General features: G+C 46.7%; 21 protein-coding genes and 1 pseudogene. 13 read left to right on the top strand and 9 right to left on the bottom strand.

Going from position 1 to position 23,333, the window contains the following annotated elements; translation table 11 throughout:
• Positions 1 to 450 precede the first annotated feature (450 nt).
• Both K0C01_RS09545 and K0C01_RS09540 read right to left on the bottom strand, forming a co-directional pair.
• Positions 451 to 2,049, bottom strand: coding sequence for a sensor histidine kinase (locus K0C01_RS09545; RefSeq protein WP_221169478.1), 1,599 nt, complete (start codon positions 2,047 to 2,049; stop codon positions 451 to 453).
• Positions 2,050 to 2,167: 118 nt separating this feature from the next.
• A complete protein-coding gene (locus K0C01_RS09540) occupies positions 2,168 to 3,355 on the bottom strand; it encodes an AMP-binding protein (protein WP_221169477.1) in 1,188 nt (395 codons plus the stop codon).
• Between the two features lie 309 nt (positions 3,356 to 3,664).
• Between K0C01_RS09540 and K0C01_RS12940 the strand changes: the two are divergent.
• Together K0C01_RS12940 and K0C01_RS09530 are read left to right on the top strand one after the other, a co-directional pair.
• Positions 3,665 to 4,114 (top strand): annotated as a pseudogene (locus K0C01_RS12940) (SDR family oxidoreductase).
• Between the two features lie 202 nt (positions 4,115 to 4,316).
• Positions 4,317 to 4,559 (top strand): hypothetical protein, encoded by a 243-nt coding sequence (locus K0C01_RS09530; RefSeq protein ID WP_221169476.1) that lies wholly within the window; start codon positions 4,317 to 4,319, stop codon positions 4,557 to 4,559.
• Between the two features lie 155 nt (positions 4,560 to 4,714).
• Here K0C01_RS09530 and K0C01_RS09525 read toward each other — a convergent pair whose 3' ends face one another.
• Positions 4,715 to 5,179: an ABC transporter substrate-binding protein gene (locus K0C01_RS09525; RefSeq protein ID WP_221169475.1), complete on the bottom strand. Its 465-nt coding sequence runs from the start codon at positions 5,177 to 5,179 to the stop codon at positions 4,715 to 4,717.
• On the bottom strand, positions 5,166 to 5,450 hold the full coding sequence (locus tag K0C01_RS09520) for a TroA family protein (protein ID WP_221169474.1): 285 nt from the start codon (positions 5,448 to 5,450) through the stop codon (positions 5,166 to 5,168). The genes K0C01_RS09525 and K0C01_RS09520 overlap by 14 nt, the downstream gene beginning before the upstream one ends.
• A gap of 590 nt (positions 5,451 to 6,040) precedes the next feature.
• On the opposite strand from K0C01_RS09520, the gene K0C01_RS09515 reads away from it, so the two are divergent.
• The 3 genes from K0C01_RS09515 to K0C01_RS09505 are packed head-to-tail and all read left to right on the top strand — an operon-like array spanning position 6,041 to position 8,918.
• Positions 6,041 to 7,180 carry an NAD(P) transhydrogenase subunit alpha gene (locus K0C01_RS09515; RefSeq protein WP_221169473.1) on the top strand — a complete coding sequence of 380 codons (1,140 nt, stop codon included), beginning with the start codon at positions 6,041 to 6,043 and terminating at the stop codon, positions 7,178 to 7,180.
• Between the two features lie 14 nt (positions 7,181 to 7,194).
• Entirely contained in the window at positions 7,195 to 7,491 is a 297-nt protein-coding gene (locus tag K0C01_RS09510) for an NAD(P) transhydrogenase subunit alpha part 2 (protein ID WP_221169472.1), read from the top strand.
• Positions 7,491 to 8,918, top strand: a complete 1,428-nt coding sequence (locus tag K0C01_RS09505) for an NAD(P)(+) transhydrogenase (Re/Si-specific) subunit beta (protein WP_221169471.1) — start codon at positions 7,491 to 7,493, stop codon at positions 8,916 to 8,918. The genes K0C01_RS09510 and K0C01_RS09505 overlap by 1 nt, the downstream gene beginning before the upstream one ends.
• Here K0C01_RS09505 and K0C01_RS09500 read toward each other — a convergent pair.
• On the bottom strand, positions 8,915 to 9,586 hold the full coding sequence (locus K0C01_RS09500) for an HAD family hydrolase (protein WP_221169470.1): 672 nt from the start codon (positions 9,584 to 9,586) through the stop codon (positions 8,915 to 8,917). The two genes, K0C01_RS09505 and K0C01_RS09500, sit on opposite strands and share 4 nt — an antisense overlap.
• A 254-nt stretch (positions 9,587 to 9,840) precedes the next feature.
• Here K0C01_RS09500 and K0C01_RS09495 point away from each other — a divergent pair, with 254 nt between their 5' ends.
• From K0C01_RS09495 to K0C01_RS09485, 3 genes are read left to right on the top strand one after another with little or no spacing between them, the layout of a single operon-like run.
• Positions 9,841 to 10,830, top strand: a complete 990-nt coding sequence (locus K0C01_RS09495; protein ID WP_255568266.1) for a TAXI family TRAP transporter solute-binding subunit — start codon at positions 9,841 to 9,843, stop codon at positions 10,828 to 10,830.
• A 32-nt stretch (positions 10,831 to 10,862) separates the two neighbouring features.
• A complete protein-coding gene (locus K0C01_RS09490; protein WP_221169469.1) occupies positions 10,863 to 11,393 on the top strand; it encodes a DUF1850 domain-containing protein in 531 nt (176 codons plus the stop codon).
• A 45-nt stretch (positions 11,394 to 11,438) separates the two neighbouring features.
• A complete protein-coding gene (locus K0C01_RS09485) occupies positions 11,439 to 14,087 on the top strand; it encodes a TRAP transporter permease (protein ID WP_221169468.1) in 2,649 nt (882 codons plus the stop codon).
• Between the two features lie 386 nt (positions 14,088 to 14,473).
• Here the strand turns inward: K0C01_RS09485 and K0C01_RS09480 are convergent, their stop codons facing one another.
• Both K0C01_RS09480 and K0C01_RS09475 read right to left on the bottom strand, forming a co-directional pair.
• Positions 14,474 to 15,355, bottom strand: a complete 882-nt coding sequence (locus tag K0C01_RS09480; protein WP_221169467.1) for a cell division protein CdpA domain-containing protein — start codon at positions 15,353 to 15,355, stop codon at positions 14,474 to 14,476.
• 399 nt (positions 15,356 to 15,754) lie between these two features.
• Entirely contained in the window at positions 15,755 to 16,099 is a 345-nt protein-coding gene (locus K0C01_RS09475) for a hypothetical protein (protein ID WP_221169466.1), read from the bottom strand.
• 282 nt (positions 16,100 to 16,381) lie between these two features.
• On the opposite strand from K0C01_RS09475, the gene K0C01_RS09470 reads away from it, so the two are divergent.
• From K0C01_RS09470 to K0C01_RS09450, 5 genes are all read left to right on the top strand, one after another.
• Entirely contained in the window at positions 16,382 to 17,737 is a 1,356-nt protein-coding gene (locus tag K0C01_RS09470) for a glycerate kinase type-2 family protein (RefSeq protein ID WP_255568265.1), read from the top strand.
• A gap of 104 nt (positions 17,738 to 17,841) precedes the next feature.
• Entirely contained in the window at positions 17,842 to 18,909 is a 1,068-nt protein-coding gene (locus K0C01_RS09465; RefSeq protein WP_221169464.1) for a bactofilin family protein, read from the top strand.
• 404 nt (positions 18,910 to 19,313) lie between these two features.
• Positions 19,314 to 20,258 carry a DUF1102 domain-containing protein gene (locus tag K0C01_RS09460; protein ID WP_221169463.1) on the top strand — a complete coding sequence of 315 codons (945 nt, stop codon included), beginning with the start codon at positions 19,314 to 19,316 and terminating at the stop codon, positions 20,256 to 20,258.
• A gap of 554 nt (positions 20,259 to 20,812) precedes the next feature.
• Positions 20,813 to 21,013 carry a hypothetical protein gene (locus K0C01_RS09455; RefSeq protein ID WP_221169462.1) on the top strand — a complete coding sequence of 67 codons (201 nt, stop codon included), beginning with the start codon at positions 20,813 to 20,815 and terminating at the stop codon, positions 21,011 to 21,013.
• A 165-nt stretch (positions 21,014 to 21,178) separates the two neighbouring features.
• The gene (locus K0C01_RS09450) at positions 21,179 to 21,895 is read left to right on the top strand and encodes a hypothetical protein (RefSeq protein WP_221169461.1); all 717 of its coding nucleotides are present in this window, start codon (positions 21,179 to 21,181) and stop codon (positions 21,893 to 21,895) included.
• A 2-nt stretch (positions 21,896 to 21,897) separates the two neighbouring features.
• On the opposite strand, the gene K0C01_RS09445 is transcribed toward K0C01_RS09450, so the two are convergent.
• On the bottom strand, positions 21,898 to 22,212 hold the full coding sequence (locus K0C01_RS09445; protein WP_255568443.1) for a helix-turn-helix domain-containing protein: 315 nt from the start codon (positions 22,210 to 22,212) through the stop codon (positions 21,898 to 21,900).
• Positions 22,213 to 22,243: 31 nt separating this feature from the next.
• A complete protein-coding gene (locus K0C01_RS09440) occupies positions 22,244 to 23,242 on the bottom strand; it encodes a transposase (protein ID WP_221169459.1) in 999 nt (332 codons plus the stop codon).
• Positions 23,243 to 23,333 lie beyond the last annotated feature (91 nt).

The following is a 23,333-nucleotide window of genomic DNA, read 5'->3' as shown; positions in this document are numbered from 1 at the left end:
CTCAGCGGTGATGGCGAGATACATTTCGGCGGCCGTTCTTGTCAGGCTCGAAGCCGAAACGATGTGCAACTGTCATCACACGTTCGGTTTTCGACCGGCAGTGGTGTACATACCCGCCAAAGTGAATACGAACCGAAAACGGCAATGTATCCCAGCCCTACTCGCTCCCGTTGGTCGTTCCTCGAGGACGGGGACCTAACCTATGAGAGTTAAAGTTCAGCAAGAAGAGATCTCAGACCCTGTTTAGCTTGAAAACATTAAATCTGATTTTCATGCCAGAGTTAATCGGAGTTGACAGGGTACAGCTTCATAATTCACAATTGCCAGTTGCTTTAGACTGCGCCTCTGTAAGGAAAACAAGTAGAGCATCTTGAAGATTGCACATAGGGTGCTTCAACTTAACTGCTCCGGGGTCAAGCCCCGATGCACTCGGCCTGCTTTCTCTGTAGATCAAGCTTTAGGGATAGTCATACTGACAGTTGTACCACAGTTGGTGCTAGTGATATCAAACTCCCCGCCTGACTTTTCAGTGTACCACTTGATCAACCACAACCCGACTCCGCTCCCATGCGTGAGAGAATTTTCTTTTTCGTTTTGTAAGACCTCAATCTCATCATCTGGGATACCCTGTCCATTATCCTCAATGGAAACTGTTACGAAGTCACCGTTAGTTGATGAAGATACCTTAATTGCTCCTGGATAGGGGTTATGTACAATGGCGTTCTCAATAGCACATTCAATTGCCCGGCCAAAACCTGGGACGGCTAAAACATCATCTCCATTAACACTAGTTTTAATAGTAGCGTCTGGATATGTCTCTTTACATTTTGTTACGATAGTCTCAACAAGGTCATCTAGTGGTTGTTTACGCGGTTCATGCTGATCGCGAATAAGTTCTTCTGCTTGTCCCGCTTTTCGAGAGTGCTCTAATAGTTTATCAGTTGACTCAATCGCCGATTCGAGTTGCGCATCTACGTGTTCCTTTTTGTTTTCTGATTGTGCAAATTCAAGCACCCCCCGAATAACCGTTAGTTCATTCCGAATATTGTGCCGGAACACACGAGAAAATACTTGATAAAGTGTATCTAATTGCTGTTCCCGAGTTTTAATGGGGGTTACATCTTGGATAACTAAGATTGTTCCTGTATTCCCTCGCCCGTAATGAAAATCCGTGCTTGTTACAGTGAGGTATTTTGTGCTATCTTCTCTGTCCACATTAAACGTCGTAGCTCCGGTGATATCATCACTGAGCAATTTGTGAATTGCAGCATCCGAATCGAACATTTCATCAACTGATTTTCCAGCAAATCCTCCGTCAAGATCGAGTAACTCTTCCGCCCTCTGATTGGCCTCGATAACTATGTTTTGTGGAGTTAGAACAACCACTCCGTCGCTTACCTTGTCAAATATTTCTTTTTTACTAATAGGACTGATTGTAAAGAGGTTGAACTTCTGTAGTGCGTAGGCTGTTCCGATAAATAAAAACAACAGTCCGAAAACACCTACAGTAAAGTAATCTGGTATTGGGAGAACAAACGGCGCAAATACAGTTACCACACTGATTAAGTACCAAATAATTATTATCCCTACCTGATTCTGTTGTGCTCCATCTGTAGTAAGGTACCCTCGAAAAAGGAGTGAAATGGCCATAATATGTAAAATCAACCCATACGTGAGTAGAGCCATTCCAAATTCATGCAATTCGAGAGAATATCCTCTTCCCTCAAATTGTACCGACATGAACGCAGATGGATCGGCTAAAATCACTACAAAAGTGATCAGCGGAACTGCCAAGAACGGAGAAACAACCTTCCACGAAAGGGCCTTTCCGGTTGTAAACTCAAGGACAAATAGAAAGAAACTGACGCCTGCAAGTATACCAACAACACGGGCAGTATATAATAAAAAGGCTGATGTTCCTTCAGCTGGGATTAGAAGAGCTAACCCAGAGATCAATCCCCAAGTGCCCGAAAAGATAACAGCAGCGAGAAACCATCCGACCGAAATATTATATCGCGAATCCCAGAGTAAATAAACGAGAAAGAGCATTGGGAGAGGAACTAGACTCGAGATGATCCCAGTTAGATAAATAATACTTTCTGAAGGCATCTTTTGGAGGGCCTGTTAGCGTGAATGTACAGAGTCCAAATAAATATTTTTGATTATATTAGCCGCGATACATTTGTGTATATGAGTCATCAAAAAGGACATGTTCTTTTTTGATGCCGGAGTCTGGTGACAGACCAGGAATGTCTTCCCGACTATCGACATGATGTATATCAAGCCGTTCTAAAGAACCAATTTCTTCGTAGACTAACTTTATTGCATCATTTTGGTCGTAAAGCTGAGACCTGAATTCTGGATTTGATTGAGCATCTCCGTCGATGACATAGACATCGAGTGCAGGATAATCTTCATGTGAAACACGAACAACCCAGTCAGCATCCGTACCATATGCATTTTTCACAGCGACATGTAGTTGTGCAGGATACAAGAGTGCACCAGAAATATCGATGCTGTTGTCCTCACGACCAAGGTGTGAAATTCTAGGAATTCCATCACGAGGGTGAACGGCGACTTTATCACCGATCCGGTATCTTGTGATATCAGCCGCTTCTCTGTCCGGGGCTGTAATTAATAATGATCCTTCTCTCTTTTCAGAGACATTCCGTATATCAATAATTTCATCGGAGCTATCATCTGGAATAATCTCCAGAATATACCGATGTAAGAACGGAACTGACTGTCGAGTATCATCATTTGTGCTGGCAATGATTCCAACTTCAGTGGTCGCGTATATATCTCGTACTCTATCTGCTCCCCACAACTCTTTTAATCGTTCCTTGCTCTTTTGAGTAACAATCTGCCCACCACAGATAATTAACTCAAGGTCTGGGAACAGTTCTGATGGAGATTCTCGCTTAGCAGCGATTTTTTCACCTACGGCCTCAGCAATTTTAGGAACGGTAAATAGGGTAGTTACCTCGTGTGCCGCTTCGTTTTCGAACACCTGGTGATAATCCTCAAAGTGATTGTTCACTGATCTACACCCATACCGTTCAATGGCTTTGTTCACTCCCCAGCCGGAGATATGTGGCTCAGGAGCACCAAAGTTGAGAATACTATCATTCTCATCAAGACCTACTAAGCGGTATACATCCACTACAGATTCAATAGCGTGATCAACGTTAGTGTGTGGTACTGGTGTAGGATCACCTGTAGTACCTGATGTCTCAAACACAACACCATCATCTAAGTCATCTGGAAGATCGCCAAATATATCTTCAGATGTCTGAACAGGGCCATTGACTGTATTCTCAAGCTGATTTTCTTGTATTTCGGTTAGGATATCCATGGTCAAGTCCTCCATTAGATGATATCTATTGGTTTTGCTGCGTGTCACAAAAACTTAATTGTATGAACATTTCAATATTTGGATGCCAATTCAGACACAAGTGATGTAATCATATGTCATTTGAAACAAATTAATTATGCTACCATACTCCTAAGATAGCTACACAGAAGCAGACATTCTATCGTGAAGGTATCGTTTTCTAGCATTGACAACGTCCAGCAAAGTGATACAGTTGCAAGCCTTGGAAGCGTTATATTATCTGGTAACATTTCAGTTATTGCCGGTGCATCGAGTGGTAACGGTCGAGCAATGGCAAAAAATTTGCAGAGGAAGGATCAAACATTGTGGTCGCTGACGTGAACTCACCCCGGGGTCAAGCCCCGGGGCAGTCGCCTTGTACCGCCTGTACAGAAAGAACCAAGATGAGGAGGGAAGCCGATTTATGAGTTGATTGAGTCGAAGATGGGTGTTAGAGCTGAATTTGCTGAATGTGACGTTACGTCACCCTCTGACCTAAAGAGCGCAATGAATGTCGCAGATGAACTAGGGGGTATCGATACAATGGTGAATAATGCAGGCGTCTTTCGAAGTGAAAAGTTCCTTGAGACAGTGCTATTAAGAAAGGCAGTAAATCCAGAAGATGTTGCCGCTGCAGCAGTATATCTTGCAAGTGATCTTTCCAGTTATGTTAATGGAGAATCGTTGGTAGTTGACGGAGGAGTAACGCACACACTAAGGGAGTATACTGGCCTTGCCTAACCACGTATCTGTGTGTAGGTTTCAGTATACACCAATCTCTCTAGTCATGTGCCTATTGGCCACTTTGTTGTGGTTGCGGAATTAACTCTTAGGTTACGTTTCCGTCCTCAAGGAGCGATCAACGGGAGCGAGTAGGGCGGGGATACAGCCGCACGCTCGCTGTAACCAAACATTCAATTCGGTTGATAAGATACGCTACATTGTGACGGAATCCATTCATGAGGCTGGCTTAGAGCGGGATTATAACCGCGGTCAGTCGCTATTTTTCCGTCACCAGCAAGTAGGGTTGGGGCAATCCAAAGCAACGCCTGCGGAGACTGGCACCGCTGTGGACACAGATGCCACCCATGAAGTGTCTGCAAGTGCCGTTGTGGAATCAGAAAGTCCTGTTCGAAAGACAGGAACCCCCGTCCTCAACAAAGAGGGTGCAGCCCGAGCAGAGTAGGGCCGGGGAAGTTCACTTGGCAGAACATCTATCTCGGGATGAATAAGCTGTGCAATAATCTCAAGGGAATCAATCAGACGCGGACCTGGACGATTTAGATAGTGGTGGCCATCGACAATATAAACCCGCTCATTCTGTACGGCGGTCAAGTCATTTCATCCAGGGCGGTTAGATAGGTCTTTCGTATTGTCTACCGTTTGGTCGATCTCAAATCCGCAAGGCGCTACGATAATAACATCTGGATCATGCTTTTGTAGCGTTTGCCATCTGCAGGGTGTTGAAGCTTGATCTGCATTATTGATTGAACAAGTTGCACCTGCAATTTCAACTATATCGGGTACCCAGTGGCCAGCAGCCATTATCGGGTCCATCCAGTCAAGCACTGCGACATCTGGACCAGCTTGTGCTGACGGGGTTGCTTCTCGTCGGACCTGAGTAATGCGTTCTTCAAGGGTACCTACTACCTCAGCTGCCCTCTCAGTACGATCAAAATATTCTCCGAGACGTTCAATATCTGTAATAACTTCTGAAAGGCTATGTGGATTTGTAGTGATAATCTCGGCATCAATACCTAATTGATCAACAGCTGTATGGATATAGCTATCATCAACAGCGCACACATCGCAAATCCCCTGCGAGACAATTGTATCGGGGGGCTAATCCTGCAAGCACATCGCGATTGATTGTATATACGCCCCCCGCAGACTCAGTATTCTGAACTTGTTCGTTAATTGATGACGTTGACGCATTAGGAGCAACTCTGGATTGGACTACTTTCGGAAGTTGTTGGGCTTCGGGAGGATGATCACACTCATGCGAGACACCAATGGGTTCGACGCCAATTGAGTACAGCATCTCAGTTGCCGAGGGGAGGAGTGACACAGCACGCATGTCGGATATAGAAGGACCTTAATATATTAAGAGTCATGCCAACACAAACCATCACAGGTGGATACCAGATCTTGTGATTTATCAATCACGTAGATATCTTTCCCTTCGAGAGTTAATCAGCAGCCACTTTCATGGATAGGCCTGCGCTGGCACGAAAGATCAGAGGATTAACTACCCGGCGCCCGGCGGTGCAGAGATTGTCGGGGAGCTCAGAGTCAAAGTAGGTTGACTGGAGTTAGTAACTCGGGAAAGCTATTGAGGTAATTCAGCAATCGAGGGGATAAATGCCGTCACTTCCGGTGAATTTTGACCGTTCATCTCCCAGTTCCTCAAAGACTTCTACGGAGTACTATGTCCAGTCAACCCGGGGTCCTCAATCCTAACTTAATAGAATATTGGCCGATCCTCCTCCGGCTGAATGAGTAATCTCCCACCCACGGTGGAGCCAGGAATCCACGTTACCATCTAGTTTGTATTAGTGATTTTACACTGCCATCCCATTGTATAATGAAAATATGCATATAGAATACTGTCTACGGAAAATGATAACTATACTCAAAGTATAAGTTCATCACATCCTGAATATATGTATGCGAATTGGTGTACCCAGTGAAACGGGGGCTGACGAAACGCGTGTTGCACTTACTCCTTCTGGAGCAGAAGAACTGCTTGAGCAAGGATTTGATATATGCGTTGCTACTGGAGCTGGTAATGACGCAGGGCATACCGATGAAGCGTACAGGACAGCCGGATGCGAGATAGCTAATGACCGGTCTGCAGTGTTTGAGCAGTCAGATATTATTTTGCATGTTCGTGGATTGGCGGCAAATGATCCGGACGCACCAGCAGACCCGTATCGTGATGGACAAGTGATTATTGGTCAAGTTGGTCCTCACCAACTCGATGAAAAGTTAGATGAACTCGCGGAGCGCGGAATTTCGTCGTTTGCCTTAGAGCTGACACCACGAATTAGCCGGGCACAGAGTATGGATGTTCAATCTTCAATGGATAGTCTAAGTGGCTATCGAGCAATGACTATTGCTGCTAAAGAGTTACCGAAGATGATTCCAATGGAGATGACTGCTGCAGGGACGATCCGTCCCGCTGATGTTTTTGTACTGGGCGCTGGTGTTGCTGGATTAAAAGCAATCTCCACATCCGAGCGACTTGGTGGTCGGACACGAGCACATGATATTAGGCCAGAAGTTAAAGAAGAAGTTGAAAGTCTAGGAGCCGAGTTTTTTGCAATTGAAGAGGAACCGGAGGACGTTGCTGATGAGGAGGGTCATGCCAAAGAGCAAGAAGATGATTTCTACGAGCGACAACGGCAGATGCTCTTAGATGTTGTGGGCAAGTCAGACATTATGATCACAACTGCAGCTGTTCCTGGCGGTCAAGCGCCAGAGATTATCTCCCGAGAGATGATTGAGCGAATGGATGCAGGGTCAATTGTCGTTGATATCGCAGCAGCTGGTGGAGGAAACTGTGCTCCAACTCGCGCAGATGAAACTGTAGAAATTGATGGAGTAAAGGTCTTTGGTCCCACAAATTTACCAGCAACAATTCCGCATACAGCCAGCCAACTGTTTTCAAGCAATCTCGTGAGCTTTCTAAAATTACTAGCTGAGGATGGCGACTTGGTGATTGATACAGATGACGAAATCATTGATGCAACATTACTCACACATGATGGTATTAACCGTGAACCACACAGAGACAAAGAGGAATAATAAGGTGAAAATAGATGAGTTCCATTGAACTTCTAATAACTAACGTTACACTGTTCGTGCTTGCTGCTTTTGTTGGGTATGAGATTATTACACGTATACCGACAAATTTGCATACACCGTTGATGTCGGGAGCTAATGCTATTACAGGTGTTATTCTCATTGGAGCCGTTGTCGTCGCTGGTAGCCAATCTGGGACGATAGCTGCAGTTATCGGATTTATCGCAGTTGTAATGGCAACAACCAACGTTGTTGGTGGTTATTTAGTGACACATTTCATGCTCGAAGATTTCCGTAAGGGAGGTGAGAATTAATGTCAGAGCTTATTTCTGTCCCCGAGTGGGGGATCTCACTCGCTTACCTAGTCGCTGCAATCTTGTTTATTCAAGGTTTGCGGGATATGACACATCCCCGGACTGCAATGCGTGGAAACATCATTTCTTCAATCGGAATGATCATCGCAGTCGTGATTACGTTAGTCGCATTTGAGATTCTTACTTGGGAATTGGTGATTGCCGGACTCATCGTCGGGGGGCTTTTTGGGGTGCTACTGGCAGTTCGGGTCGAGCGAACGGAGATGCCGCAGCTTGTTGGATTGTTCAATGGATTTGGTGGGGGGGCTTCAGTGTTAGTTGCAGGAGGGGAATTAATGCTTGAGGGTGGTTCGATCCCTACTGACGTAGGAACTGCAGCAGTCTTTTCTGGGCTTGTAGGTGCAGTAACGTTTTTCGGAAGTCTCGTTGCTGCCGGAAAACTCCATGGTGTCATCAGCACGCAAGCGGTGCGATACACTGGCGAACAGATTGTTAAGGCATTGTTCTTGATTGCTGCTCTGGTTGCTGGTGCGTACCTTGTAATTCAACCAGATATTCTCGCCGATACACTGCAAACAGATATGGTGCCATCGTACTGGCTGCTTGTTTTGGCGGCTTCAGTGCTTGGTATATTACTTGTCATCCCTATTGGTGGGGCTGATATGCCGGTTGTCATTGCATTATTAAACTCATATTCAGGGCTTGCAGCGGCAGCCACTGGGTTTGTCATTAATAACACTGCATTGATTATTGCTGGAACACTTGTTGGAGCAGCCGGATTTATACTGACTGTAATTATGTGTGAGTCGATGAACCGATCACTACGAAACGTTCTCTTTGGCGGGTTCGGCGAGGAGGCAACTACCTCTGAGATGGAAGAAGAATACGAAGGGCAAATAACTGAAACATCTGTTGAAGAGGTTGAAATTCTTCTTGACGCAGCCCAGCAGGTTGTTATCGTCCCAGGGTACGGAATGGCTGTTGCCCAAGCACAGCACGCTGTCGCTGAGCTTGCTGAACTACTTGAGAAAAACGGCGTCGATGTCGAGTTTGGGATTCACCCTGTTGCTGGCCGAATGCCCGGGCACATGAACGCGCTCTTAGCAGAGGCTGATGTCCCATACGACAAGATGCGAGAACTAGAAGAGGTAAATCCGACATTCTCACAGACAGATGTCGTGATTGTTACTGGGGCAAATGATGTTGTGAATCCACTTGCAAATGAAGACGATTCAAGTCCAATTGCTGGGATGCCAATTCTTGAGGTGTCGAATGCAGGATCTGTGATTGTTAACAAACGGAGCTTAAGTCCTGGTTTCTCAGGAATACCAAACCCGCTCTTCACAAATGATAACACAAATATGCTGTTTGGCGATGCAAAGGCGACAATGCAGGAACTAGTCAATATATACAAGGAAAACCATTAGCTGATTTCACTTTCTTTTGTTATTGTGTCCGGTAGCTCTCGTAGGGAATGAATTTCATATTCTGCTTTTTCTGGAAGAGGTTTGGATTCATTGTGCTCTCGTCGAATAAACACTCCTGATATGCCAGCCCGATCAGCGGCAATCATATCCTTCTGCCGATCACCAACGTATAATCCTGCCGAAACCTCTAGTTGATTGCAGGCTTTGGTAAGATAGTGCGGATCCGGTTTTTTTCGTCGGAACCCGTCTGGTGACGGAGTCCTACCTTTGGCGATGTCCACTGGCAAATCATAATAGTCGACAACGAATTCAACCGTCGCCTGTCGGTTGTTGCTAACAATAGCGATTGGTATGTTTTCGTGTATTGAGGAAAGGACTGAGGTGTCCTCATACAGTTTCCGACTTCCAGACATAATGTGCTCGTGCTCAAGTTCTGAGACCATCTGTTCGCGCTCCTGCCAGAGTTTCTGCGGGTTAAGAGGAGCATCTGCTGATTGGCATGCTTTTTTGAACTTTTCATATGAATACACTTCCAGACGGTTACGGTCAGTTTCGCTAACCGACTGGTCAATTTTATCAAGTACATGATTGGATGCCTGATAGTACGTGTCTCGCGGGGTGGATTTTCCTTTGAGAATTACACCGTCCATGTCGAAGAGAACAGCCATCGTATATATCTAGTCGCCACCATAGGAAACTGTTCTGGGAGATATAAGAAGTTGCTGCAGACTCTAGAGTTGGATAAATATAACATCAATAAATGGCTTATCTCAACCTGTCGAAGCCCGCCCATTAGACGACAATATTTCATCGATTAGTATCACTAAATCGGTATAAACTGACAATAGTTCAATAATTTCCTTGTTTATGAGCATCATGATGAGCGTTAACCCTAATTCTATAAATTTATATAGATTACTATATGAAATTAGGTGTCGATATGACCGAACAATCTACATCTACAGCAGATCGTCGATCAGTACTGGCCGCGGGAGCTGCCGTTACAGCCACGGGGATCGCAGGTTGTAGTGACCTCCTTGGTGGCGATGAGGACATTCTTAGCTGGCACGCTGGGGGCACGTCTGGCACATATTATCCGCTGTCAGGTGATTTTAAGACTATCATTGATTCAGAAACGGAATATGCGCTTGAAGTTCAATCAACGGGCGCTAGTACGGCCAATGCTGGTAGCCTCGGGGATGAGGATGCAGACTTTGCATTGATTCAAAACGACATTCTTGAGTTTGCGTATGAAGGAGAAGGAATCGATGATTTCGACGAGCCAATCGACAATCTCCGAAGTGTTGCTACTCTGTACCCAGAGACAATCCATCTTATTACTACAGCAGATTCAGATATTAAAACTGTCCATGATCTAGAGGGTGCTGAGGTAAACACAGGGGATCTTGGATCAGGGACACAAGCAAACGCACTACAGATCCTTGAGCAGGCAGGGATTGGAGAAGATGACTTTGACGAAGGGAATGCTGACTTCGCAGGGGCAGCTGATGAACTCCGGGATGGTAATACTGACGCAGCTTTTGTCGTCGGAGGTTACCAAGTGGGTGCTGTTGAGGAACTTGCAAACGACATTGACATCGATATTATTGAAATCAGTGGCGATTTCCGAGACGATCTACAAGAAGAGATCGAGTATTTTGCATCTGATACAATCCCTAGCGGCACTTATGATGGAGTCGATGAAGACGTTGAGACAGTGTCGGTCCAAGCAATGATCGCAACACATGAAGATCAAGATGAGGAAGTTGTTGAGGAAGTGCTTGAGGCAATTTTCAATAACCTTGATGAAATCGGAGAGAGAGCAGATGACATTTCGATAGAGACTGCTGAAGACGGGCTTCCGAATGTGCCGCAACATCCTGGAGCAGAATCGTTCTTCGAAGACAACTAACGCTATCAACCTCACTTCATTCATCTAAGCGTATGAACCGTGTCGTAATTGGGTTGGCAGTTACATTTGTCGTTCTCATCGGTTTAGCAGCATTTGTGCCTGTACAAACGACACTGGTAGTAACTGATACAGAAACAGGCGAGGAGATAATTGAAGAGGAAGTTACTGATGGGGACTTGGTGCAGTTAGAGTATACACATAGTGTCGAGCGGACACCAATTACGGAAGAATACGAGATCTCGGGGACAAAACTTGCTGAGAATAAAATTGTGTTTCGATCGTATGGCGCTGGCCTACCCACAACCACAAATATGACGACAACTGATGAAGGGTTCGTTGTCCATTCAGAGGACACATACGACTCGCTTACAGTCGCCTTACACCCTGTCCCAAATCACACACTTACTGTGAATGGACAACAGTACTATCTTCTCAACAGATCCGATGGGCCGGTGGCAATTGATATTGAAGAACAATCCCTGATTGAGGTTGTGGCTGTTACTTCGACAGGCTGTTGTGGTATTGGTCATGGCATTTTTTCAGGCAATCAAAAGCAAATATAAACACCTAGAGTCCACTGTGTTGGTAGTGGCAGTGATTGAGTATCTATGAGTGTAAATGAGCTTTCCTCTAAAGAACCAGACGGTGACGACTTAGATGGTGTCGATCGAAGTCGAGATCTCCAAGGAGTAGCTGTTCTCGTTGTTGCAATTGTTGGTATTATTTTCTCTGCGTTTCAGATGTGGATTGCAGCGTATGGCTACTCATTCCGTATCTCAGTTCCATACCTATTCGAAATTGATCGAGCTCTACAACCGCTACAAGTTCACGCGATCCATGTAGCCTTTGCGCTTATCTTGGCATTTCTGCTGTTTCCTGGAACCCGTGGAACAGGCCCAGTCGCCAGCCGATTATCGCGGGTATGGACTCGGTTGAATCTGAAACGGGGCAAACAATTTGTCCGATGGGCAGTTGTTGATCCGAATCAGAATCGAGTCGCACCTGCAGATATTGTTCTTATCATTCTTTCCGTCCTACCAGCGACGTACATAGTTACAGAGTTCGATGAAATCCGAGAGCTTGCGGTACGGGGACTCGATTCGGGTCGTCCTCTTCACGAGGTCTATCCAGTTATGGAGCCACTTGTGTCAGTGATTGCAGCTTTTGGAATACCGCTTGATGAGGTTTCGTATGCGTTTTTGCTTGGATGTCTTGGTATCGTGCTTGTGCTTGAAGCTACTCGACGAACACTGGGATGGCTGCTGATGGGACTAGTGAGCCTCTTTATAATCTATGCTCGGTTTGGGTATCTTATCCCGCGAGATACCCCCTTTATTGGTTCCCTTGCCATCTTGCCGGGGTCCTGGGATAGCATTGTGTTCAATTTATGGTATACTGTTGAAGCGGGGATTCACAGCACGCCGGTGAGTGTTAGTGTTCGTTTCATTTACATATTTATCCTGTTCGGGTCATTCCTTAAACTGAGCGGTGCTGGAAAGTGGTTTATTGATCTTGCATATGCATTGACTGGGACACTCAGAGGTGGACCAGCCAAAGCAAGTACTGTCTCCAGCGGGTTTATGGGAATGCTCAGTGGCTCATCAGTGGCGAATACCGTAACGACTGGAGCGTTTACGATTCCACTGATGAAACGGTCAGGATATTCCCCAGAGTTCTCGGGAGCTGTTGAGTCATCCGCTTCTTCGGGGGGGCAGATGCTGCCGCCGGTTATGGGTGCTGCAGCATTTCTGATTGTTGAATTCACCGGAACCCCGTATTCTGATGTTATTATTGCAGCAACATTGCCGGCAATTGCGTTCTTCTTCGGCATGTGGGTGATGGTGCACTTTGAGGCTGTCCGGAGTGATATCGGAGGCTTACCACGGACAGAACTTCCTAATGGGCTTGAGAAGCTCAAATCTGGCTGGTTCTATCTCGTCCCCTTATTCGCGCTGTTGTATTTTCTTGTCATTGCCAACTACTCAATTAACAATGCAGGATGGTTAACAATTGTTCTCACTGTTGCAATTGTCAGTATCCTTGCAGTCTATAACGAACGGTATGGATCATTACTATTCGGTTCGATTATAGGAGGATATCTTCTTCAGACGTGGAGCTATGCAACGGCTGGTACTGGCCTACTTAACCTTATCCGTAATCAGTTTGGTGCAACAATTGAGACAAATTCGCATGGAATAATTGACGCTTTCGTGGCTGCTGCTGGCGACTTAGGTTGGATTGCAATTATCGTGAGTGTGTTATTTATGATATTACAACGTCGACCAGACGCTCCATTACTGGAACTTGATGATGGGGTTAAAAATACCTCAGAGCAGGTAGCCAATCAGCTTGGTCGTCCATCGTGGGGCAAGAACCCGGCGTTTCAATTTGGGACCTTTGTGCTCAGGTCTATGGATGATGGTGCACGAACAGCAACAACGGTCGTGATAGCTGTGGCTGCCGCCGGCGTCGTTCCAGGGGTAATCAGTGTCACTGGATTAGGACCAAACCTTGCTTCGCTGATTAATACTGTTAGTGGAGGATCAATTCTCGCGTTGCTTGGGTTGACAGGTGTTGCATCTGTAATCTTTGGAATGGGCATGCCGACAACAGCTATGTATGTGATTCTCGTTGCGATGCTTGGTGGCCCAATCGGAGATATTGGAATCTGGATTGTCGCTGCCCATCTCTTCATTCTCTATTTTGGCCTGATGGCTGATGTGACACCTCCGGTTGCGGTTGCTGCATTCGCTGGAGCAGGCGTTGCAAACGCAAAAAAGCTCAAAACAGCAGTGATTGCCTTTATGCTATCATTGAACAAAATTTTAGTTCCATTTGCATTCGTATTTTCACCAGGAATTCTTCTTGTTCGAGAGGTTGATGGAGAATGGGGGCTGATCGGATGGTCTGATGTATTGGAGGTCAGTTATTTCCTACCAGAAGTTGTCGTTCCGGTGCTTGGGATGTTTATCGGGGTGTACGCGATGGGTGTTGCGATTATTGGATACCAATACTCACAGGTTAGCCAGAATGAACGTGTAGGATACATCCTTTCCTCAGCGTTGCTTATGATACCGGAAGTTCTACTGTTACTCGGTGAAGGTGTCTTTGGTATTATCGGCATTGAGGCTGGTCTCGTCACATTCGAGATAACTTTTGCACTACGGCTGGTTGGGCTAATATTGCTTGCTGGACTCTCAAGCCGAAACCGGACTCGATCAGGTGGGTCGCAGGCTAATACCACAGCCTCGTCGTGATAGTCTCCAGACTTTAGGTGCGAGGCATTCTTCGTGAACTTTCGTAATTACTCAGAGCTGCAATGGTGTATATACGAGCTCAAACCATCAACTCTCAGCCTGGGCTATCAAGCCAGCATAACGTTCCCATCACGAATGGTATGTGGTTGACCTCCTCCCACCTGTGAACAGGGTGGGATTCCCACGGCACCGCAGGGCTTGGTTGGGAGGTTCAAGTTCGCAGTCTGATCGACATGACCAGACTACTGGCAGGGCCAAGTCGCCGTCTCCAATCCTGGCATGGGATTCAGCGTTACCGGGTTTGTTGGCATCACAGTTGTCGGCTTCATCCACACCCGTAAACGGATGTGATTTCGCCTCGATACCGCTGTAATGTACCTTGTTTCTCATTTCGATGAAAATAGATTTTTAAATCGCTCAGAAAGTGTCGTATCAGACTTCGAGTCTGCCTGTTGTTCTTTGAGTTCGCTAAGTGCTGCGACTTGATCATCGGTACTTTCTCCACTTTTTGTCTTCTTTTCTTTTCCTTTGAGCCCGTCAAGTTGGGAGACTGCGTCATCAACACGGTTGTCAGATGTCCGTGTTTTGGTATTTGGATCGGGGAGACTGTCACGATCCACATCGTTAAGCTCGGTTGTATCAAGATTTAGACGTCGGGTTTCACGTTTCTCGACACCTCCCAATGAAAGCTCAGCCTGATCTAGTTCGCGCTTGATATCTGCTTGAACATCGGCATCGGTGACAGATTCATTGCCGTCAGTGCTCGGATTAGTCTGCTCTGTGCCCGTGGTCGGAGTTCTCTCAGCTGCCTGTTCCACACGATGTGCAATCAATGCAGCAGCTGTTGCAGCAATAACTAGCACCAGTCCAACACTATAGATACCAACGACCTCTGCAGTGGCGTCTGGCCCAGCGACATTAAAATTGTATGGATAGGCGTCGACAAACCTGATAATTCCGATCCCACAGATACCACTCCCAATACCAGCAATAGCGAGCATCCGTTTATCAACCGGTAAAAGAACAACTATCCCAACAAGCAGTGCTGGAGTACCAATCGCGCCAGTGACAATAGCAATCTCACGAAGGGAGTAGACTGCTTCACTCAGAGTTGCGCTATAGAGGAATATCAAAACGCCTGCGAGACCCAATCCTAATCCGAGAAAAAAGAGTCCGAACCCAGCATAGATATCGATGGTTCGGTCAGGATCTCCGACATACTGGTGGTAATAGCTAACAAGCTGATTTTGCCCAGTCTCTTCGCTCATATTTTTTGTATTCGTCCCTGCGGTATTTACTGTTATCCTCATCGAGGCACCCATTGAAGTTTCCCATGGCTAAAATCAGGAGGTTTTGTTTCGAAGCCCCCCTACAAAAGGACAGATGAGTAATAGGTTAGTGGGTAGAGCTAATTCGTCTATGTATATATACTAGAGATTATCTGTTATGTCTTGCCGGGTAGGTTATATGCTGAACAAGCGCAATACCACGGCCTTCAGGCCGTGGATACGCGCCGTCGCTCAGTGACACATTCAACCGGCACCGGCAGGCCCGGAGTCTTCCTGTTCGACCGCGAGAGCGGACGGTTCACCCCGAGAGAACAGGGAGTCTGTAAACCTTAATATCCCAACGCTTGGGATTCACCCACTTTCAGGCGGGTGAGGATGTCAATTAGATACTATCTCAATGGCGTCACCAGCGGTTTCACCAATATGGTCATAAAAACGTCCGCGGAGACTATCTGCATGCTGGGACATCTGTGTAACCACTGTGACATAGTCATTTTCAACGGTAAAGACAATATCTAGTTGTGTCTCATAGAAGGTGCCGCGCATGATAAATTTCGAGTCATCATATAATCCGTCGTGATTTGGCGACGTTTTACGACAGACATAGCCTGATGCTGTTCGCAGCACAGTTCTAAGTTGCTCTGGTGTTAGATAACGGCTAGACTTATTTTGAGCTGTTTGGCTCACACGAATATCATCAAGTGGTGCTCTGTCGGCGTCCATTAATTGTATACTATTGTTAATCTCTTTCGGTCAAAGTATGCCCGGTTGAGCAGCCATCTCTCCGCAACCTCAAGGTCAAGTCCTGTAATTCCGTCTCAACGGGAGACGCATTGGCCACTGCTTTCTCCTCTTATTATTTTGTAAAATTGACTAACGTAGTTTCCGGGCCCTATGTTTCATTCAAAAAGAGACTAAAGTATCACACATACGTATTCTCTCGTGAGATCATCCGTTTCGTTGCTAAATAAACGCTTTTGATATCACGTATGTATGTTGATAGGTGTGAGCCACGATCAATCCGATGTAGAGGTGCAAAACCGTGAGCAACTCATACAAACCAAAGAACACAGAATCGCACTTGATTGTATACTGACCGGCATTGAGGCAGCACAGCCGGAGAATGTTATAAACTCTCAGGTGGAAGTCAATAATGCTGTCTTGTCGATAAATGAGACAGAGTATGATCTGGATCAGTTCAGTCGTGTCCTTGTCATTGGAGGTGGAAATGCAGCAGGTCGTGTGGCAAAGTCTCTTGAAGAACTAATCCAGAGACACATAACTGATGGAATTATTGTCACTGACAACCCAGTTGAGTTATCTGCAATCAGTTGCGTACAGGGATCGCATCCAGTACCCAATCAGTCAGCGGTAGAAGGAACAAAGCAGGTGCTTGATTTAGCAAGAGCGGCAGACAAAGACGATCTTATCATTACTATCATTACTGGTGGAGGTAGTGCACTCCTCCCTGCACCTGTAAACAATATTTCGCTGTCAGAGCTGCAAGAAGTAACAAGCAACCTGCTTACGAGTGGTGCGACAATTGGTGAAATAAATACGGTTCGAAAGCACCTTTCAGCAATCAAGGGCGGTCAGCTAGCACGTGCAGCTGCTCCAGCAAGAGCAGTTGGCCTTGTGTTCAGTGATGTTGTGGGGAATGATCTAAGTACAATTGCCAGTGGTCCCTTGGCCTCTGATGAGACTACCTTTAACGACGCTCTAACGGTTCTTGATTGGTATGAAATCACTCCGCCTGAGTCTGTTTACATGCATCTTGACCAAGGAAGACAGGGAAAGTGCGAGGAGACGCCAACATCTGATATGCAATGCTTCGATAGAGTAGATACGCATATTCTCGCTGATAACCGTACTGCAATTCAGGCTGCTGAGAATTATGCTACAGACAAGGGATATGAAACACTGATTCTTTCTTCGTCAATCCGGGGAGAGGCACGTGAGGTAGCAAAAGTACACGTCGGCGTCGCTGAGGAAATCATCTCATCTGGCCATCCAGTCGAACCACCTGCAGTTCTTCTCTCCGGCGGTGAGACAACAGTCACTGTGCAAGGCAGTGGTGATGGAGGACCAAGTCAAGAATTTGCGGTTAGCGCTGCCCTTGAAATAGATGATTCGCGTATTATTGTGTCCAGTGTTGATACGGATGGGATTGATGGATCCGTGAATGTTGCAGGAGGCATCGTGGATAAATCAGTTAAGGAGAAATTAAGCCACAGAAAACTGAGATCCGCATTAAATTGCAATGATGCCTACAAAGTTCTTGAATCAGTTAATGCAACTATTAAAACCGGACAAACAGGAACGAATGTTAACGATCTACGGGCTATTGTAGTTGCAGAATGAGGAGACTGATGTTCCCTGTTTGCTGTTCTGATTTTCAGTAGTATTTGCGAGTATTGTTGCGGGGGTTCCGAAAATTTATATCTTTATATGTTAACTTGTTACACATGTCAGCATCACAACGTCATATATTTGTTTTTGTTATCAGTACACTGCTCGTAGTGGGGTTATTTCCAGGAGTTGTATCAGCACAGTCAGGTTTTGGCGACAAGGTAACGGTGGAGAGTGGAGAAAACGTCTCAAGTGTCGAGGGCGTGTTCGGGACGATTATTGTCGAAGGAACAGTAACAGGGGATATCTCCGGATTCGCTGGTGATATTGTTGTCCGAGAAAACGGTGTAGTCGAAGGGAATATCGAAGCTTTTGCCGGGAGCATTGATATAGCAGGGACTGTCCGTGGTGATGTATCATCTGGTGCTGGTTCGGTCCGAGTTACTGAAACAGGAGTTGTTGAAGGAGACTTTAACGTTGGGGCAGGCAGTGTACAAATTGATGGAGCCATACAGGGTGATGCTCGGATTGGCGCTGCAACAATTCAACTTGGTGATACAGCAATCATTAATGGTTCGCTGACATACGATGGAGAACTCAGCGGAAATCTTGATGCTGTCCAAGGTGATATCACAAGAGACCGGTCAATTGCTCCCATGTTCTTCGGCGATTTCCAACCGGTTAGCACATGGGTGTTTGCCATTGGTGGTTTTATATTGAACTTTTTTCTCGGAGCGTTATTACTCGGATTATTCCCGAAGTTCTCGGATCGTGTGTCTGACCGTGTTGAAACCGATCCTATCAGAAGTGGTCTGACTGGACTCGGCATATTGATTGGAGCCCCGATTATTCTCATCATAGTTGCACTAACCGTTATCGGTATTCCAATCTCGATTGCCGGGTTGTTCGTATTTCTGTTAACCATCTGGATTGGAACAATCTACGGTCGATTCGCTATCGGAGATTGGCTTCTATCCTTAGCTGATGTGAATAACCGATGGGCAGCACTCCTCGCTGGGCTTCTGCTCGCGGCTATTCTCTGGCAAATACCAGTGATCGGAGGGCTGGTTAACTTTATTATTACTCTTCTGGGCCTTGGGGCACTTGTCCTCAGGCTTATTACACGACGACGTCGGATGAGTCTCACTCCTGGGCCAAGTTCAGAGGGTGCATCTGTAGAGTGAACTACCACAGTGTCCACAGGGAGCGCGGTCTCTGCAGGCGTTAATTCGGCCATGCCCTGCCCTACTTGCTGGTGACGAACAAATCGAGTCTGACTACGGTTATGATCCCGTTCGAAGCCATCCTCATGAGTAGAATCCGTCACAGTTTGTTGTTCGACCGCACCTAAATTGGATGATTTCACGTAGGCTAAGCGACGGCTGTATCCCCGAACTACTGCGCTACTCGTTCATTACGGTTCACTGCGCTTCTCCTTGAGGACAGGGACGTAGCCTGCAAAATTTAAATTCAGCTCTAAAATAATCGCTCGTTAATATAACCAGATTACGCACATGCATTGGTTATCTCTGGTATATGCTGAAGATACTAAAGTATCTTCTACCCAATTAATTGAATGTGTTCCACCGTGCAACGGAGGCGCCTTCTTCTCGGACTTGGGTCGGTATCTATTGGCGGCAGTGCATTGCTTGGCTCCGGGGCGTTCACCCGTGTTGAATCGCAGCGGCAAGTAACTATTGAGGTGGCCGAAGACCCGGATGCGTATCTAGGGTTGGACAGTTGTCCTGACTCGCCGAATCAGAGTTATGCGGAGATTGACGAGGATGGGCATCTGGCTATTCAGATGAGCGAAGAGAATCCAACGGACGTTGATGGTGAAGGAGTCAATTCAAACTCTATTTCATGGTTTGACGATATTTTTCAGGTTTGTAACCAGGGCAAACAAGACATCTGTGTTTACATTGCTGAGAAAACCGGAGCAGACCCGGATCGAGTTACCTTCTACACCGGCGAACAATCAGGTGAACAGCCAATCCCAGACGAAGCACAACTGTTCTCTGATATCGAAGACGGTATCTACCTTCCACTCGGAGCATGTGAATGTATCGGATTGCAAGTAAATACCAGAGAAGACCTTGACAATGAGTTTGCACTTGACAAGCCTGAAGATGGTGACGTGTTACTTGATGAAGTGGAACTCGTCGCCGATGCCAATGATGCATGCGAAGACGATACGGTGCCAGAAAAAGAACAACCGAGGATCATTGAGGCCGGAGAGACAATTAGCTTCATAGCATTCATTGCGGAAGAGAGTCCAGAAATTTCCGAAGTAGAAGCAGTGGACGCTAAAAACGGTGATGACGCATCAGGAGACCTTGACCCAGTTACTGTATCATTTGATGGGAATACAGAACTTGAAGAAATTGTAATCAACATTGGCGGTCTCGATCGCGAGGAAACTGGCCTTATTTTTGGAAATGGATTTGACTCAGGGACTGTGACCACGCTTGATCAGGATGATGATGTTGTTGAAGATGGCTGGCTCATAGCTGATAAGACTGTTTACACTTAAGGCCGGACAGGATGATGACGAACGGTCGACTACAGACCCTCGTGATCCCGATGACAGGGATGATCTTGAGTTCGTTAAATTCGATTGGAAAGGTGAAGATGACGGTGGTTTCGTTAAGGATGGCTAGTCGGTCGCCGTTTATTCATGGTGTCGGATTCTAATTTTCTGGCTCACATTAGTTAGGTGTCAGTAAAACATGTTTATCAGTTTTCGAGAGTCCGATTACCTTTATTAGGACTGTCTGTGAGCCCAATTTCGTGGACACCGGAATGAGAGTTGAAGTCAGCCGAGACGCGGTCAGGCCGTAATGTCAATATTTTACCTCTATTACGATTTGTGTCACCTCCCTGATTTTCCTCCTACTTTGGAACCGGCTTGGCTCGGAGTTCGCTGAAGCCGTGCTTCGAGTGGTTGCCGACCCCGGTGATCCCGTTTCCGCAGTCTTGACTGGGCAATCACCTCTATATCCGACGAAAACACTGTGATCGACAGTCTCCAACTCGTACATGTCACCAGCTTCAACGGCCTTCTCCAGACGGTGAAGTAGCTGGTCTTTGTCTCGATGCTCTACCACCACGGAATATCAACGTTGTTCGCAGCTTGCTGAACTTTGTGAGAGACAAGGTCAGGACTACGTTGTAATCAAAAACAACCCACAAGCACTCCCTGATCTTCGAGCAGACTGTGATGCGTATGTATTTAGTGATGTGATGGAAACAGAGACTGCAACGGTTTCGAATCTTGAAGAATCGTGATTAGTCATTTCCACAACTAAGTCAAGGCCGGTAACCGATCACTTCTTATCATTTACCAACACTGTCGGTGTTATTGTCCGAACAAGAAGACTTCCAAGTTGACGGCTCATGTTTGAATTGTGGCAACGGTTTTTTATTCGGCGACTACTACAGTATTTTTGGTAGATGTACCGCTTCTCTGATCCGTTCCGAATTCTCGGAATCATTACGGCGGTGCTTCTAATTGGCTGTCTATTCTATCTTGGGTCCCTCGCGTATCCATATATTTTTTCCGGTGGTGCTGATTATCACCATTCCGTTAGTCCGGAAACTGACGAACATTACGAGGATATTGTACACGAACATAACGATACTATTGAGGTACACCAATATGAAGAACTTTCACCGGCTGCACAAGAAGTATTCAATAGGGCAAAAGTAGATGGATCATTCACCCCGGATATTTGCCAGAATTATACCATTATCTGTGATGGCTATTACAAAGACGAGCTTCCAGACGATTTTACATATGGCGAAGGGCTATCAATAGATGAAGCATACGACATTATCGAACAGGATGACAACCGATACCTGCTGTTGACTGGCGACCGGTATCATGCGACTGGACCTGCTATTGACCGTGCAGTTCCACAGATAGTTCTGTGGCTTACTGTAGTTCCATTAGTACTATTCATCGGTGCTGTGACATTCCGAGCAGAGAACGAACAACTAATCCAAGTTGCGGTCAGCGTCGGGCTGGGATCAATGATCGTTATCATAGCTGCCCCGTATATTACCATGATTGGAGCGATATCAACATTTAATTTGTCACTACTGTTCCTTGCCGCTGTATGGACAAGTATCGTGACGTTGCTAGTTAAGAAACCAAAGGCGATAATGTGAGGTTAGTTTCTGGTGTATCTTAGCTGAGTGGGATTATACGCTTGGGCACAAGTTGTAGGTGAACTACCCCTGACTACCAGCCGCCGTTGGCGGCTTCTTGCGGCAGGGGCTGCCTGATTCCAGCGACGTACCCAGTTACTAGCCGCTCCATTCGAGATACCGACCTTGTCAGCTGCCTCAGCTAACGTTTCACCGTCGTAGAGATGCTTGAGAAAGGTAAGCCGCTTGTAGGTTTTGAGATTGTCAGTCTCAGCTTGAAGTCGATCTAAATCTCCCCTACTGAGGTGCTTCACGACCTCTTTCTCACGACCAACCATACTACCCGTAGGCGGTGGTGCAGAATGGTTCTCATAGCATGATGTTGGGGCTGGCGACATCGTTTCCTCGATGGTGATTAGCGAGCGCAACGGCCAACCGAAGACACAGAACCAGAAAAACGTGTGCTTTGACCCTCACTCGGCCTCGGACCCGCGAGGTCCCGAGGCCGAGATCCTTGCAGACACCAATCGCTGTTTCCACCCGTGAGCGTTGATCATACGTCTTATCGAGCTGTTTCTGCCAGAGACGAACTGTGTCGCTGTGCCGTTTGATCTGGTCTTCGACGCGATACTCAATCTCTAGCGGGTCGTCCGTATTGCGTGGATTGTACGGTGCAACCGGTACGACCGCCTGCGCCAGCAGGTAGTCGTGCCACTCCAGCATATCGAACTCTGAATCACCGACCATCCATCGAGGGATTTCGACGGCGAGCGCGTCACGCGTGACGCGCATCGCCGTCTCCTGATCGACTTTCTTTGCTGGAGTGAACGCTGCTGCGACCGGAATGTTGTTTGCCGCGGTCACGACACAACAGCCGTAACCGTAGTAGTACTCGTCTTCGCTGTGGTCATAGTTCCAGCTAGCGTCATCATCACGCTGATCGACGGGAATGTCGGTACCATCGATGCGGAAGAGCTTGCCGAACGGGACCTGCTCGGCAAGCTCATGCACCAATTTGATGAAGATGTCTTCTGCGACGAGAGCGAAATCAGTGATAAACCGTGAGAGCGTCCACCGGGACGGTGGGCGCTCGAATCCACATTGCCGCCACACATCTTCATTCCGGAGTTCTCGCGCCATTGGTCGGAGCCCGTAGATGTCGTTGTAGAAGCAGTGAAGGACACCTTTCAGCAACTCTGGGGGCTCGTGGACCCGTGTTCGCCCCCTCGAATCAGGGGCGAACACGGGAAGGTCCTTGAGAAAGGAGAGATCAAGGTGTTCGAACAGCGCTGTCGTCTCCGTCTCCAGTGCTTTGAAAACCTGTTCGACCGTATCGTTACTCGGTAGGACGGACTTGCTGCTGGACACATCAATTTCGTCCTACCGCTTTCCTTGTGAAGACTTCTGCACCACCGCCTACCCGTAATTAGCTCCAGCTATTCAGTATCTTCCCTGAGGT

This window comes from Salinarchaeum sp. IM2453 (assembly GCF_019693215.1).
Classification (GTDB): Archaea; Halobacteriota; Halobacteria; order Halobacteriales; family Salinarchaeaceae; genus IM2453.
This window is presented reverse-complemented; position numbering and strand designations above follow the sequence as displayed.